General features: G+C 39.8%; 13 protein-coding genes. 6 read left to right on the forward strand and 7 right to left on the reverse strand.

The genetic code is table 11. The features are described 5' to 3' along the window. Positions 1-127 precede the first annotated feature (127 nt). The 5 genes from thrA (at position 128) to pdxH (ending at position 6498) form a co-directional block, all read left to right on the forward strand. A complete protein-coding gene (gene thrA / locus EV694_RS00295; RefSeq protein ID WP_132687628.1) occupies positions 128-2593 on the forward strand; it encodes a bifunctional aspartate kinase/homoserine dehydrogenase I in 2466 nt (821 codons plus the stop codon). Further along, on the forward strand, positions 2586-3530 hold the full coding sequence (thrB, locus tag EV694_RS00300; RefSeq protein ID WP_132687630.1) for a homoserine kinase: 945 nt from the start codon (positions 2586-2588) through the stop codon (positions 3528-3530). The genes thrA and thrB overlap by 8 nt, the downstream gene beginning before the upstream one ends. A gap of 49 nt (positions 3531-3579) precedes the next feature. Beyond that, positions 3580-4863 carry a threonine synthase gene (gene thrC, locus EV694_RS00305; protein ID WP_132687633.1) on the forward strand — a complete coding sequence of 428 codons (1284 nt, stop codon included), beginning with the start codon at positions 3580-3582 and terminating at the stop codon, positions 4861-4863. Between the two features lie 209 nt (positions 4864-5072). Further along, a complete protein-coding gene (locus EV694_RS00310) occupies positions 5073-5621 on the forward strand; it encodes a DUF1643 domain-containing protein (protein WP_132687635.1) in 549 nt (182 codons plus the stop codon). Between the two features lie 244 nt (positions 5622-5865). Continuing rightward, on the forward strand, positions 5866-6498 hold the full coding sequence (pdxH, locus tag EV694_RS00315) for a pyridoxamine 5'-phosphate oxidase (RefSeq protein ID WP_132687638.1): 633 nt from the start codon (positions 5866-5868) through the stop codon (positions 6496-6498). A gap of 127 nt (positions 6499-6625) precedes the next feature. On the opposite strand, the gene EV694_RS00320 is transcribed toward pdxH, so the two are convergent. The 7 genes from EV694_RS00320 to lpxH form a co-directional block, all read right to left on the reverse strand. Next, positions 6626-7228, reverse strand: coding sequence for a YfgM family protein (locus tag EV694_RS00320; RefSeq protein WP_132687640.1), 603 nt, complete (start codon positions 7226-7228; stop codon positions 6626-6628). Positions 7229-7240: 12 nt separating this feature from the next. Beyond that, entirely contained in the window at positions 7241-8527 is a 1287-nt protein-coding gene (gene hisS / locus EV694_RS00325) for a histidine--tRNA ligase (protein WP_132687643.1), read from the reverse strand. Positions 8528-8553: 26 nt separating this feature from the next. Next, positions 8554-9657 (reverse strand): flavodoxin-dependent (E)-4-hydroxy-3-methylbut-2-enyl-diphosphate synthase, encoded by a 1104-nt coding sequence (gene ispG / locus EV694_RS00330; RefSeq protein ID WP_207859767.1) that lies wholly within the window; start codon positions 9655-9657, stop codon positions 8554-8556. 11 nt (positions 9658-9668) lie between these two features. Then, positions 9669-10613, reverse strand: coding sequence for a RodZ domain-containing protein (locus EV694_RS00335; RefSeq protein ID WP_132687649.1), 945 nt, complete (start codon positions 10611-10613; stop codon positions 9669-9671). A 93-nt stretch (positions 10614-10706) separates the two neighbouring features. Next, positions 10707-11288, reverse strand: a complete 582-nt coding sequence (pilW, locus tag EV694_RS00340) for a type IV pilus biogenesis/stability protein PilW (RefSeq protein ID WP_132687652.1) — start codon at positions 11286-11288, stop codon at positions 10707-10709. Positions 11289-11417: 129 nt separating this feature from the next. Next, positions 11418-12542 (reverse strand): dual-specificity RNA methyltransferase RlmN, encoded by a 1125-nt coding sequence (rlmN, locus tag EV694_RS00345; protein ID WP_132687654.1) that lies wholly within the window; start codon positions 12540-12542, stop codon positions 11418-11420. Between the two features lie 286 nt (positions 12543-12828). Then, entirely contained in the window at positions 12829-13542 is a 714-nt protein-coding gene (gene lpxH, locus EV694_RS00350) for a UDP-2,3-diacylglucosamine diphosphatase (protein ID WP_132687657.1), read from the reverse strand. A gap of 99 nt (positions 13543-13641) precedes the next feature. Between lpxH and EV694_RS00355 the strand changes: the two genes are divergently transcribed. Next, entirely contained in the window at positions 13642-14370 is a 729-nt protein-coding gene (locus EV694_RS00355; RefSeq protein ID WP_132687660.1) for a 1-acylglycerol-3-phosphate O-acyltransferase, read from the forward strand. The last annotated feature ends 6 nt before the right edge of the window (positions 14371-14376 follow it).

A 14376-nucleotide genomic window follows, 5' to 3' on the forward strand; every position in this document is an offset into this window, starting at 1 on the left:
TATTATGATGACCATTATTATTAGTGGGGCGGGCTAGTGCGTAAAACCATATTCACGAAACCCGCATAATAAATGCGGGTTTTTTTATAAATATTATTCATTAATTTATAATCCACAGGAGAACAACATGAAAGTTTTAAAATTTGGTGGGACCTCTTTAGCCAATCCCGAGCGTTTTTTGCAGGCAGCCCAGTTGATCGAGCAGGCACATTTAGCCGAACAAGCAGCCGCCGTATTATCAGCCCCGGCTAAAATTACTAACCACCTTGTTGCCCTTTCTGAAAAAGCCCCTCTTAATCAACCAACCGATTTACATATCAGCGAAGCGTTAGAGATTTTTTATAATATTATCAATGGATTATATGAAAAAAATAATAAGTTTGATTTAGTAGGCACAAGAAAAATTATCGATCAGGAATTTGCACAAATTAATGAATTATTAGCACAAATGCAACAAACGGGGCAATGTCCTGATGCGGTAAAAGCCACCATAGATTCCCGTGGCGAGAAACTTTCTATTGTGATGATGAAAGCCTGGTTTGAGGCTTGTGGCTATCAAGTTACCTTGATTAACCCTGTGGAAAAATTATTGGCTTATGGCAGTTATTTAGAATCTTCTGTGGATATTGAGATTTCAACCCAACGTATTCAAGCGGAAACCATTCCTGCGAAAAATGTGGTGTTAATGCCTGGATTTACCGCAGGGAATGAACAAGGGGAGTTAGTGTTATTAGGACGCAATGGCTCGGATTATTCTGCCGCTTGTTTAGCCGCTTGCTTGCAAGCCTCGGTGTGTGAAATTTGGACGGACGTTGACGGCGTTTATACTTGCGATCCACGTTTAGTACCTGATGCAAGATTATTATCAAGTTTAACTTATCACGAAGCGATGGAGCTGTCTTATTTTGGGGCAAAAGTGATCCACCCTCGTACCATTGGGCCATTGGTACAAACGAATATTCCTTGCTTAATCAAGAATACGGGCAATCCAACAGCGGCAGGAACAGTGATTAATGCCAATGTGGTTTCTGAACAGTTGCAAGTGAAAGGCATTACTAATCTTGATAATTTATCTATGTTTAATGTGTCTGGGCCGGGTATGCAAGGTATGGTGGGTATGGCGGCTCGTGTATTTTCTACTATGTCAAAAGCCAATGTATCCGTAATTTTAATTACTCAATCTTCATCGGAATATAGTATTAGTTTTTGTGTACCAACTAAATTGACAGAAGTCGCCTTGAACGCTTTAAATCAAGAGTTTGCCCAAGAACTTACATCACAACAGCTTGAGCCAGTGGAAGTGATTAAAGATTTATCCATTATTTCAGTGGTGGGCGATGGTATGCGTCAAAGTAAAGGTATTGCTGCACGTTTCTTCACAGCGTTAGCTCAATCAAATATTAGTATTGTTGCCATTGCACAAGGATCTTCTGAGCGTTCAATTTCTGCGGTTGTGGCACAAAATAAAGCGATAGAGGCAGTGAAAGCTACGCATCAAGCCTTGTTTAATAATAAAAAAGTGGTGGATATTTTTCTTGTAGGCGTTGGCGGCGTTGGCGGCGAATTAATTGAACAAATTAAAAACCAGAAGCAATATTTAGCAGGAAAAGATATTGAAATTCGTGTTTGTGCTTTAGCTAATTCTAATAAAATGTTGTTAGATGAAAACGGTTTAGACTTAACCCATTGGCAACAAGATTTAGACAACGCCACTCAACCCTCAGATTTTGATGTTCTATTATCTTTTATTAAATTACATCATGTGGTTAATCCTGTTTTTGTGGATTGCACCTCGGCGGATTCAGTAGCAAGCCTTTATGCTCGTGCGTTAAAAGAGGGCTTTCACGTGGTTACCCCAAATAAAAAAGCCAATACCAGAGAATTAGCCTATTATCAATTATTGCGTGATAATGCCCGCCGTAATCAACGTAAGTTTTTATATGATACCAATGTGGGAGCGGGGTTACCTGTGATTGAAAACTTGCAAAATTTATTAGCGGCAGGTGATGAACTTGAGCGATTTAACGGTATTTTATCGGGATCATTGTCTTTTATTTTTGGTAAATTAGAAGAGGGAATGAGCTTATCGCAAGTGACGGCGTTAGCCAGAGAAAAAGGTTTTACCGAGCCAGATCCGCGTGATGATTTATCTGGACAAGATGTGGCACGTAAATTGCTCATTTTAGCCAGAGAAAGTGGCTTGAATTTAGAGCTTAGCGATGTAGAAGTGGAAGGCGTGTTACCCGCAGGATTTGCCGAGGGGAAATCGGTAGAGGAATTTATGGCAATGTTGCCACAGCTTGATGCAGAATTTAGTGCCAGAGTGGAAAACGCCAAAGCCGCAGGCAAAGTTTTGCGTTATGTGGGGCAAATTGAACAGGGTAAGTGCAAGGTATCTATTGTGGAAGTGGATAGCGATGATCCTTTATACAAAGTGAAAAATGGCGAAAATGCTTTAGCATTTTACACTCGCTATTACCAGCCTATTCCATTATTATTGCGTGGTTATGGCGCAGGCAATGCAGTAACCGCAGCAGGGATTTTTGCTGATATTTTAAGAACATTACAAAGTAATGGAGGAATCAATGGTTAGAATTTATGCCCCAGCCTCTAGTGCAAATATTAGTGTGGGTTTTGATACGTTAGGGGCGGCGATTTCCCCTATTGATGGTTCTTTGCTTGGCGATGTGGTACAAATTGAGCCGATTGCCCAAGGCTTTGAGTTGGATTCTGTGGGCTATTTTGTGCGTAAGTTACCCAAAGAGCCACAAAAAAATATTGTTTATCAAGCCTATGTCTTATTTAGTGAACGCTTGAAATTACGCAATGTTAAAGTGAAACCCTTACGCCTAACCTTAGAAAAAAATATGCCTATTGGTTCAGGGCTTGGTTCTAGTGCTTGTTCCATTGTGGCGGCGTTAGTGGCATTAAATCAATTTCATCAACAGCCTTTTTCTAAGATGGAATTATTAGAAATGATGGGCGAATTAGAAGGGCGTATTTCGGGATCTATTCATTACGATAATGTTGCGCCTTGTTATCTTGGCGGCGTGCAATTAATGGTGCAATCCTTAGGCAATATTTGTCAAACCTTACCTTTTTTTGATGATTGGTATTGGGTCCTGGCTTATCCAGGGATTGAAGTGTCCACAGCGGAAGCCAGAGCCATTTTGCCAAAACAATATACACGGCAAGATGTGATTGCTCATGGTCGCCATTTAGGCAGTTTTGTGCATGCTTGCCATACTCAACAAGCCGCATTGGCAGCATTAATGATGCAAGATGTGATTGCTGAACCTTATCGTGAGGCTTTATTGCCTCATTTTGCCGAAGTGAAACAGGCAACCCGAGATCTTGGCGCATTAGCTACGGGCATTTCAGGCTCAGGCCCAACCATTTTTTCCATTGCCCCTGATTTGGCACATGCGAGCCGTTTAGCCAATTATTTAGAACAGCATTATTTACAAAATAACGAGGGCTTTGTGCATATTTGTAAAGTGGATAATGCGGGGGCAAGAGAATTGTCCTAAATCAGATTACAGGTATAATAAACAATTATTTTAAGTATGGACTAACACAATGAATTTATACAATATTAAACACCCTGAACAACAAGTGAATTTTGCCCAAGCGGTACGCCAAGGGTTAGGTAAAGATCAAGGTCTATTTTTCCCTGAACATATTCCGCAATTCAGTGAAGAAGAAATCGCACAATTATTAGCATTACCCCTCGTTGAGCGTAGTCAACGCATTTTAGCCCGTTTAATTGGCGATGAAATTCCTGCGGAACAGCTTAATCAAATGGTAGAAAATGCCTTTACATTCCCAGCGCCAGTGGCAAAAGTGGCTGACAATATTTATGCCCTAGAACTTTTTCATGGGCCAACCTTAGCCTTTAAAGATTTTGGTGGACGCTTTATGGCACAAGCCTTAGCGAATGTGCGTGGCGATGGCAAAATTACCATTTTAACCGCAACTTCTGGCGATACGGGGGCGGCAGTAGCACACGCATTTTATGGCTTGCCAAATATTGAAGTGGTTATTTTATATCCAAAAGGAAAAATTAGCCCATTACAAGAAAAATTATTCTGTACACTCGGTGGCAATATTCGTACGGTTGCGATTAATGGCGATTTTGATGATTGCCAAGCCTTAGTAAAACAAGCCTTTGATGATCAAGAATTGCGAGAAAGTATTGGATTAAACTCGGCAAACTCCATTAATATTAGCCGTTTACTGGCACAAATTTGTTATTATTTTGAGGCTGTGAGTCAATTACCAAAAGAACAGCGACAAAACCTTGTTGTGTCTGTGCCAAGTGGTAATTTTGGAAACCTGACCGCAGGTTTAATCGCCAAATCTCTCGGTTTACCGATTAAACGTTTTGTGGCGGCAACCAATGCCAATGATACCGTACCACGTTATTTACAAGACGGACATTGGAACCCTCATGATACCGTTGCTACCTTATCTAATGCCATGGACGTAAGCCGCCCAAATAACTGGCCTCGGGTAGAAGAAATTTTCAAACGCAATGGTTGGGCGTTAGCAGATCTTCATTCCGCCGCTTTGACTGACCCACAAACGGAGCAAGCATTGAATGAACTCTATGATAAAGGTTATCTCTGTGAACCACATGGTGCGATTGCTTACCAAGTGTTAAGCCAAGATTTACAAGCGGACGAAACAGGACTGTTCCTTTGCACGGCTCACCCAGCAAAATTCAAAGAATCAGTAGAACGTATTTTATCCATTGACTTACCATTGCCAGAGGCATTAGATAAGCATAATAAATTACCTCTCTTGTCTGATGAAATGGCAAATGATTTTGCTACGCTAAGAGCTTATTTATTAAAGCCATAATCTACCAAGTGCGGTGAAAATAAATAAAATTTTAATTTCATATAACCGCTTAACTTTTAAAATAAGACAAGATTACTTGCCAAAACCTGTAAAATAGCATACGAAACGGAGCAAATCTGTACTATTTCAAAAGGTGGGAGTCTGTAATTAGTTCTTGTTTGTATGATATTTTAAGTTGTTAACTATATTGATTTCAAAGAGGTGTATTTATGAATAAAAAAGTCAGTGATATTCGTCTATCTTATCCACAGGGTGAAGAACCAAATTTGTGTGTGCCTGAAGAATATGAAGATTATCGATATTTACTCGGTAGACTAGGAGCTAAACCCTTAGTCGTGATTTGTATGAACCCATCAGCGGCAAAAAAAGACTTTAGTGATAAAACAGTTAATCGAATAATAAATGTTAGTAAGAGGTTAGGATATGATGGATGGGTAATTGCTAATGTATATCCAGAGCGAGCGACAAATGCATTAAATTTAGATAATTTTGATTCTGAGCTTGCAGAAAATAATGTTCAGTTGATAGTAGACTTTTTACTTAATAATGGTATTAATGAAATTTGGGGGGCTTGGGGAAACCTAGAGCGTCAATCTTTAGTTGAGGGAAAAAAACGACTTTTGTTGGCTTTTAGGCAGAATAATATCAGAGTATTTTCGTTCGCACCGTTAACTCAGCAAGGACAACCTGTACACCCATTGAATCGAAGGGTAATACAGGATTTTTCAGAGTCGGGTAAAATATATTTAGATTTTTAGGCTCAATACAAATATGGATGAAAATCTATGTTTGCATTTAATCTGAATAGTTATAGTTGTTCAACTTTTGGAATAAGATAAGGCGGTTTGCAGAATACAGTACAGGTAGAACAGCGAAGCGAGTCAATGCAGTATTATTTCAAAAGGCGAATAACTATATAGCTAAACAAACTTCCATGTTAGATGTTGTTTTTAAAAAGTTTGTTTAACTGTATTTTTACTTTTTCAAAGCTAGGAACAAACTATGGATTTACACCATATCCGCCAAGAATACACCAAACAAGTGTTATCCATTAAACAATGTGCTACCAACCCCTTTCAACAGTTTGAACAATGGCAACAACAGGCTTTGCATGCTGAAGTAAATGAGCCTACTGCAATGAACTTAGCCACTGTTGGTGCAGATGGACGACCAAGTGCCAGAATGGTATTACTCAAAGAAGTGAATGAACAAGGTTTTGTATTCTTTACCAATTATTTAAGCCATAAAGGACAAGATCTTGCTGCTAATCCTTTCGCCAGTCTAACCTTTTTCTGGTCGGAATTACAACGGCAAGTCCGCATTGAAGGACGAGTAGAAAAAATCAGTGCAGAACAATCAGACCAATATTTCGCCAGCCGCCCTTATACTAGCCGATTGGGAGCTTGGGCAAGCGAACAAAGCCAACCCATTGAAAATTACCGAAGTTTATTAACTAAAGCAGCAAAGCTCGCCCTCACTTACCCACGCCAAGTTCCCCGTCCACCTCATTGGGGCGGTTATGTTGTGATACCTGATATGATGGAATTTTGGCAGGGCAGAGCCAGCCGTTTGCATGATCGTATTCAATATCAATTTCAACAAGGCGAATGGCATAAACGCCGTTTATCGCCTTGATAAATATAGTCGTTAAATTTTAAATTGATACAGTGTTGGTACGCTTCGTCGTACTATTTTTACTGTCTTGGCGTACCGCTTTGTCTCATTTTAAATTGAAACGACTATACTAAACGGCAAAACAAAATTAAAGATTATTCAACCGCACTTCTATCCATTGTTGTTCAAAGGGGTTTGCTTGATTTTGTGCTTGTTGATAGCTTGCTTTCGCACCAGCTTTATCGCCTTTTGCGAGCAAAATATCGCCAGTGAGCAAATCTTTACGGCTTTGCCAGACATCGCCTTTAACCAGTTTTAAGCTTTCTAGGGCTTGATCAAATTGCTGTTGTTGATATTGTACAGCGGCTAAACGAATCGCACTAATCGATAATAAAATATCATCTTTTGCTTGTTGCGTGGCTTGTTTTAAGGCGTTTTCCGCTTCAGCAAATTGTTGTTTTTCAACAGCGTTTTTGGCTTGATCTAATAAAGCAAAGACGGCATAGCTACTGTTGCCATGTTGTTGAATAAGCTCAGCAATTTGGGCCGAATTGTCTTTATTTTGGTAAAGAAGCTGTTCATATTGATGTGAGGCTTGCAACATTTTTTCTTGTTGATAGGATTGCCAATATCGCCAGCCAAATACGGCTACAAAGGCGATAATAACAGCGATAATGATGACTAAATAATTTTGTTGCCACCAGCTTTTAAGCTGTTCTAAATCTTGTTCTTCTTCTGCAGAATATGCCATAATTTTTCCTTTTTATCCTTGATAATATTGACGTAAATAATCAGTAACCGCATTTTGTTCGAGGCTAATTTGTTGATCATTGCTTAATAAATCTTTGACAATGACTTGCTGGGATTGTACTTCTGTTTCACCAATAACCAAAGCAAATTTTGCCCCACTTTTGTCTGCTCGTTTAAATTGTTTTTTGAATGCACCACCACTGCAATGTAACATTGTGCGTAATTGTGGCAGTTCACTACGAAGTTTTTCTGCCAGTTTGAAGGCGGCAAGCGTTGTACCTTCGCCACTATGCACGATGTAAAGATCAACGGCTTTACTCACAGGAATGGCTTGATTAACTTCTTGGACGAGTAATACCAGACGTTCTAACCCCATGGCAAAACCAACACCTTGCGTTGCGTGTCCGCCTAATTGTTCAACTAAGCCATCATAGCGTCCTCCCCCACAAACTGTGCCTTGTGCACCTAATGCAGAGGTTACCCATTCAAATACGGTTTTATTATAGTAATCTAGACCACGCACGAGCTTTTGATTGATTTCATAATGAATACCCATAGCATCAAGTAATTGACAAAGTTGAGCAAAGTGCGTTTTTGATTCTTCATCTAAATAATCATGTAATTTTGGTGCATGATTAAGTACTTGTTGTACCGCCTCATTTTTACTATCTAAAATCCGCAATGGATTAGTGGTAAGACGGCGTTTGCAATCTTCATCTTGGTTAATCACATCTAAATGCTGTTGAAGAAAATCCACTAAGGCTTGTCGGTAATTTTTACGGGCTTCTAATGAGCCAATGGAGTTCAGTTGTAATGTTACATGATCAGCGATGCCTAAGGCTTGCCATAAACGTGCGGTAAGAATGATTAATTCCGCATCAATCTCAGGATTGGCAATACCAAAAATTTCCACACCCACTTGATGAAATTGGCGGTAGCGTCCTTTTTGTGGGCGTTCATAGCGGAACATCGGTCCCATATACCATAAACGTTGTTCTTGGTTATATAATAAACCATGTTGAATACCTGCACGCACACAGCCTGCGGTACCTTCTGGACGCAGGGTAAGGCTTTCTTCATCACGATCATTAAAGGTAAACATTTCTTTGCTGACCACATCAGTTTCATCGCCAATGGCTCGAGCAAATAAGGGAGTATTCTCCACGATAGGCATACGAATTTCGGCGTAACCATAGCTCGCTAAAACTTGGCGTATTTGGGCTTCAACCCATTGCCATAAAGGGGTTTCTGTTGGTAAGCAATCATTCATTCCGCGGATTGCTTGAATTGTTTTTGCCACAATTTTTCCTTTTTTGTTATTAATGATTAAATAATGCGATTTTTAGGATCTTGAGTTGCCACTTTGGCACGAATTTTTGCCTCAAGTTGATCAATGAGAAGATCATTATCAAAACGCTCTTTCTGGCGTTCTCCGTCAAGATAATAACCACTTTTTTTATTGCCACCTGTTACCCCCAGATCGGAAACCAGCGCTTCGCCCGGTCCATTGACGACACAGCCAATAATAGACACATCCATTGGGGTAACAATATCTTCCAAGCGTTGTTCGAGGGCATTGACAGTCCCTATTACATCAAATTCTTGTCGTGAGCAAGTAGGGCAAGCGATAAAATTAATGCCCCTTGAGCGGATACGCAAGGATTTTAGAATATCAAAACCTACTTTGATTTCTTCTACTGGATCTGCTGCTAAGGATACTCGCAAGGTATCGCCAATTCCTTCCGCTAAAAGCATTCCCAAACCGACCGCACTTTTTACGGCACCCGCTCTTGCTCCTCCAGCTTCTGTAATGCCTAAATGCAAGGGTTGCTTAATGGCTTTAGCAAGTAGCCGATAAGATTCAACTGCAAGGAATACATCTGAGGCTTTGACACTTACCTTAAACTGATCGAAATTCAATCGATCTAAGATTTCAACATGGCGTAGTGCTGACTCTAATAATGCCTCTGGGGTAGGTTCGCCATATTTTTCTTGTAAATCACGTTCTAATGAACCCGCATTAACACCAATACGGATAGGGATATTTTTGTCTTTTGCACAATCAACTACCGCACGAATACGATCTTCTCGTCCGATATTGCCCGGGTTAATGCGTAAACAATCAACCCCATATTCGGCGACTTTTAGTGCGATGCGATAATCAAAGTGAATATCTGCCACTAAAGGGAGATTGACTTGTTGTTTGATTAATTTAAAGGCTTCTGCGGCATCCATTGTTGGTACAGAAACCCGAACAATATCCGCCCCCACACGTTCTAAAGCCTTGATTTGTGCAACGGTCGCTTCTACATCAGTGGTACGTGTATTGGTCATTGATTGCACCGCAATAGGGGCATCGCCCCCAACAGGCACATTACCCACATAAATTTTACTGGATTCACGACGTTTAATATTTGGTTTTGCTAACATAATTTTCCTAATTATGATTCAGGTAAACGAAAGCGAGCGACACGCCCATCAACTTTTAATGGCACATTTTGCCCACGATAGGTAATTTTGACATTATTTGGCGCCCCGATAATTAATGAATAAGGTTCACCATCATTAAAGTGAAGCACTTCGCCCTGTTTATATTCTTTTTCTGCTAAGATTTTCCCATTGGCATTTCTTACACTGATCCAACAGCTCGCTTGCGTGACTTCAATATGCAAAATAGGTTGCTGAGTTTGCTCAGTATCCGCAGTAGCAGGAGTAGAGATATTGTGAATATGTTGTGCCACAACGCTTGTATTATCTGATGATGTTGCTGCATTCATTACATCAGAGGTTGTTGTTTGGGTTAAGTTATCGGAAGAAACAGGTGCGTTTTCTGTTGATGGCACATTTTCAGCCTGTTCTGCCCGTGGTTTTTCTTCAGTGGCGGTTAGGCTAACAGGCAATGCATGACTTTGTACCGATTCGGAATGGTTGACCACATAATTATCCACTAAATTATCACGCTCGGCGTTGGCTTGTTGATGGTTTTCCCACCACCATAATAAGGTCATACCAATGACCGCGATAACCACAAACCAAGTTAAGCAACTTAACCAACGCCCATGCCCAGAGTGGCTATTTACCACTTTTTTGGCACGAGCATTTTTATTTAAATCATTTTTTTCTATTTCACCGAATTGGATTTGTTGATAGAGATTTTCTGGTAATTTTAGAAATTTTGCATAGTTACGCACATAACCCCGCATAAAGGTAGCAGGAATAGCGGAATGAATAAATTCATTATTTTCAATATGTTGCAAAATAGAAAGGCGTAATCCTACCTTTTCTGCGGCCTCTGTCAAAGACAGTCCTAAGGCTTCTCGGGCTAAACGAAATTGATCGCCGAGGGAAGGCGTATTCGGTTCAGCGAAGTCGGGTTTATTTTGCATAATGTTCCAATTCTAATCAGTCTTAATTTAAATGCTAAAGTTTAAATTTGTCAGGATCGTTTTGCAATACTTATCGATGATTATTATGATAATTTACTCTTTCTTGAGCAAAGGAAGAAGTTGATTAGCACGCAAAGGATCACGTTGTTGTAATTGGGCGAAATATTGTTGTAGGCGTATTTGATCTTTCGCTGCGGCACTACAAAGTACTAAGTTTTCATAGGTGTCCGCTTGATGATAATAATGAGGGCTATTTAAGGCTTGCTCAAATTGGGTATAGGCTTGCTCAAAACGACCTTGACTACATAAAAAAGTGGCATAATTGTTATAACTATCCCCTTGCTTAGGATCAAGCTCAATGGCTGTGAGATAAGCCTGCTCTGCTTGGTTTGTTTCGCCTTGTTTTTGATAAAAATAAGCTAGAGCGGCATGGACTAAATAATCATTTGGAGCGTGTGCCAAGGCACGATCTAAATTGATTTTGGCTTGTTGCATATCTTGTTGAGCAAGATAACCTAAAGCCAATTCTATGCGTGCTTTGGCGGCTTGTTGCTTATTGAACTCTTCCTTTGTAGGGCTTGTGCTATGGGAAACACAGCCCAACATCAAGCCAATCATAAGAAAAACAAGAGAAAATCGCACCGCACTTTTTAGATTGAGTAATAAGTTGAGCATATTTCCTCCTGTTATCGTCGTCCCATTTTAAAATGATACAGCGTTTGGTACGCCTCGCCGTACTACTTGTACTGTCTTCGTCGTTCCGCCTTGTCTCATTTTAAATTGAAACGACTATAAGGTGGTTGATTATTGATGTCGTACACCAATATTTTCACCAAATTGTTTTTTCATGGCATTAATCGCTGTCCGTTTCGTGCGATCGATGACATCGCCAGCTAATTGCCCACAAGCCGCATCAATATCATCGCCACGTGTTTTACGTACAATCACAGTAAAACCATATTCCATTAAGGTTTTTTGGAAACGATCGATACGTGTATTTGAGCTTTTAGTATAAGGTGCCTCAGGGAACGGATTCCAAGGGATTAAGTTAATTTTGCAAGGGGTATTTTTTAGTACTTGTGCCAGCTGATGAGCTTGTTCAACGCCATCATTCACTTGATTTAACATCACATATTCAATGGTAACCTTACCATGATTTGCGTTAGATTGGCCCAAATAACGATTTACGGCGTCCATTAACATCTTAATGTTGTATTTTTTATTAAGCGGAATAATTTCATCACGCAATTCATCAGTAGGGGCGTGTAATGAAATTGCCAACGCCACATCAATCATTTCGCTTAATTTATCTAAGGCAGGCACGACCCCAGAAGTGGAAAGGGTAACACGCCGTTTGGATAAACCATAAGCAAAATCATCAAGCATTAATTCCATAGCGGGTACCACATTTGCCATATTTAATAGCGGTTCGCCCATACCCATCATCACCACATTGGTAATGGGACGCACACCCGTTACACCAAAATTACCGAGAATTTTAGAGGCACGCCATACTTGACCAATAATTTCAGACACCGTCAAATTGCGATTAAAGCCTTGTTGTGCCGTTGAACAAAAGGTACAGGCTAAGGCACAACCTACTTGCGAGGAAACACATAAAGTGGCTCGTTCCGCTTCGGGAATATATACGGTTTCCACTTGTTGATCGCCTACTTGCATTGCCCATTTTATGGTGCCGTCTGAGGAACGTTGTTCAACCGCCACTTCGGGCGCTTTGATTTCTGCGACGGCTTTTAATTTTTCTCGTAATTTTTTATTAATATTGGTCATATTGTCAAAATTGTCCTCACCAAAGTGGTAAATCCATTTGACTAATTGATCTGCTCGGAAAGGTTTTTCCCCCAATTCTTGCAAAAATTCTCGCATTTGTTGGCGGGTAAGATTCATTAAATTGATTTTTTCTGACATAAAAAACGCCTCGTTGTTACACTTGTGGCAAAAGTAGAGTGAAAGTTTAGTTAGCATTAAAGAGGGCTAATCCTCGGCTAACGGCAAAAATAAGTGCGAATTGTACTGATTTCACTTGCATTAATCTAGCAATTTTATAAATCGCTGAAAAATTTTTTAAAAAATAGACCGCACTTTTGCGATCTATCGCACAAAACTAAAATATATCGCCGTCCCATTTTTAAATAATATTGGGTTGCTACATTTCGCCGTCCGCCTTGTCTTATTTTAAATGGAAACAACGATATTACTGAGGTAAAAATTTTATGCTTTTTTCATCAGCCATTAATATTGAGGCGGTTTTTCCCCAATCGCCTAGTACAATGCGACAAAAGTGCGGCGGAATTTGATGAATATTTTGCCGATGAGTATGCCCATGGATAACTTGTTCTACCTTGAATTGTTGTAAGATTTTCAAGACATATTCTGGGTTTACATCCATAATCTGACGGTTTTTATATTGTTTATCCTGTTGACTTTTTTGCCGAATTTTATGGGCGATATGTAAACGTAGGGACAGCGGTAAACATAAAAAAAGCCGTTGTAACCATTTTTGTTGCACTCGTTGGCGGAACTTTTGATAAGAAATATCATCAATACATAGGGTATCGCCATGGCAAAGTAAGGTTTTTTTGCCATATAAATCAATCACATAATATTCAGGCAATAATTGTAGTTGGCAGGCTTTAGCAAATCGTTCACCTAGCAAAAAATCTCGGTTGCCGTGGATAAAATAGCAGGGGACGCCTTGCTCGGTAAGTTGCTTGATTTGACACTTGACTTGCTCAATTAACTCTGATTGTTCATCATCACCAATCCAAAAATCAAATAAATCACCAAGAATATAAACAGCCTGTGCCTGTGGGGCTTGTTGTTGCATAAATTGAGTAAACAATGCCGTTAGATGAGGTTGAGCAGGATTAAGATGTAAGTCAGCAATAAAAAAAGTAGGCTTGGTCATAGTGATCATTTTATAACAAAAGTTTATTTGCGATAGTTTATACCCATTTGCTTGGAATTTCGCTATACTTGCGGAAATTTTTTAGTAGGAAGGTGAATTATGTTGAAATTATGGCGTGTAATCACTGTGGTTACCTGTTCATTATTAATCTGTATTCTAGGCTCATTATATTCTTTTATCCGTTTTAGAAATCCTAATAATGTGAGCATTATGGCTCGTTGGTTTGGGCGTTTATATCCCTTGGTGGGCTTAGAGGTGGAACACCGTTTTCCTGACAATGCGAAGGATTTTGGTCCTTGTATTTATATTGGTAATCATCAAAATAATTATGATATGTTGACCATTTCTTATATGGTAATGCCTCGTACAGTCAGTGTAGGCAAGAAAAGTCTGATTTGGGTGCCTTTTTTTGGCATATTATATTGGGTAACGGGCAATATTTTTCTGGATCGTGATAATCGCAATAAAGCCCATAGCACGATGGCTACATTGGCTCAGCGAATTAATCGAGAAAAGTTATCGATTTGGATGTTTCCAGAGGGGACGCGTAGTCGTGGCAGAGGATTATTACCCTTTAAAACAGGGGCATTTCATACGGCGATTTCCGCAGGGGTGCCGATTGTGCCTGTGGTGTGTTCAACCACCCATGATCAAGTGGATTTAAATCGTAAAAACAACGGCAAGGTCATTTGTGAAATTATGCAACCCATTGATGTCAGCCATTACAGCAAAGAAAATGTGCGTGAATTAGCCAATTATTGCCATCAAATTATGGCACAACGCATTGCTGAGCTTGATGCTGAAATTGCTCAACAAAAGGCAAAGTAAAATAAT

It is taken from the genome of Volucribacter psittacicida (assembly GCF_004339025.1).
GTDB lineage: Bacteria > Pseudomonadota > Gammaproteobacteria > Enterobacterales > Pasteurellaceae > Volucribacter > Volucribacter psittacicida.

Bases quoted from the DNA above. Each gene is read 5' to 3' on its own strand.
- thrA (WP_132687628.1), top strand. From the start codon at position 128: ATGAAAGTTTTAAAATTTGGTGGGACCTCTTTAGCCAATCCCGAGCGT.
- thrB (WP_132687630.1), top strand. From the start codon at position 2,586: ATGGTTAGAATTTATGCCCCAGCCTCTAGTGCAAATATTAGTGTGGGT.
- thrC (WP_132687633.1), top strand. From the start codon at position 3,580: ATGAATTTATACAATATTAAACACCCTGAACAACAAGTGAATTTTGCC.
- EV694_RS00310 (WP_132687635.1), top strand. From the start codon at position 5,073: ATGAATAAAAAAGTCAGTGATATTCGTCTATCTTATCCACAGGGTGAA.
- pdxH (WP_132687638.1), top strand. From the start codon at position 5,866: ATGGATTTACACCATATCCGCCAAGAATACACCAAACAAGTGTTATCC.
- EV694_RS00320 (WP_132687640.1), bottom strand. From the start codon at position 7,228: ATGGCATATTCTGCAGAAGAAGAACAAGATTTAGAACAGCTTAAAAGC.
- ispG (WP_207859767.1), bottom strand. From the start codon at position 9,657: ATGTTAGCAAAACCAAATATTAAACGTCGTGAATCCAGTAAAATTTAT.
- EV694_RS00335 (WP_132687649.1), bottom strand. From the start codon at position 10,613: ATGCAAAATAAACCCGACTTCGCTGAACCGAATACGCCTTCCCTCGGC.
- pilW (WP_132687652.1), bottom strand. From the start codon at position 11,288: ATGCTCAACTTATTACTCAATCTAAAAAGTGCGGTGCGATTTTCTCTT.
- rlmN (WP_132687654.1), bottom strand. From the start codon at position 12,542: ATGTCAGAAAAAATCAATTTAATGAATCTTACCCGCCAACAAATGCGA.
- lpxH (WP_132687657.1), bottom strand. From the start codon at position 13,542: ATGACCAAGCCTACTTTTTTTATTGCTGACTTACATCTTAATCCTGCT.
- EV694_RS00355 (WP_132687660.1), top strand. From the start codon at position 13,642: ATGTTGAAATTATGGCGTGTAATCACTGTGGTTACCTGTTCATTATTA.